Origin of the sequence: Streptomyces sp. SID12488 (assembly GCF_010548275.1) — a bacterium.
Classification (GTDB): domain Bacteria; phylum Actinomycetota; class Actinomycetes; order Streptomycetales; family Streptomycetaceae; genus Streptomyces.
Genome location: NZ_JAAGLT010000179.1, coordinates 1 through 379 on the forward strand (window position 1 = coordinate 1; position 379 = coordinate 379).

General features: G+C 70.4%; 1 protein-coding gene. It reads right to left on the bottom strand.

Translation table 11 applies throughout. From position 1 onward, the window contains the following. On the bottom strand, nucleotides 1–344 hold a 344-nt coding region (locus G3I56_RS43080; RefSeq protein ID WP_164418995.1), incomplete at its 3' end, for a DUF2637 domain-containing protein. Nucleotides 345–379 lie beyond the last annotated feature (35 nt).

Genomic DNA, 379 nt, shown 5'->3' on the forward strand with positions numbered 1-379 from the left:
CCCAAAAAGGCGACCGCGGGACATCCGGCAACGAGGATCCGCAGCCAGTCGGGCACCTGGTCCAGGTCGAGCAGTCCCGCGGTGGCGACGTTGGCGCCGAGCGAGGCGATCAGGGCGACGGTGAACCAGATCCACGCGGAGCGGGCCGGGCTTCCAGCAGCTCGCAGGGTCCGCAGCCGGTGCCAGGCCGCGGCCAGGAGCAGATCGACGCTGATGGGGTAGGCCCAGGCTTTCCAGCCGTCTTGTCCGGCAGCGGCGGCGAGGTCGTGCAGGTGGGCGAAGGACAAGGCTCCGGCGATCACGGCTTGGATGAGTACGGCATCGGGGCGGATCGAGCGGGTCACGGTCTTCACCTCCTTGGGGTTGGGCCGGGACCGGG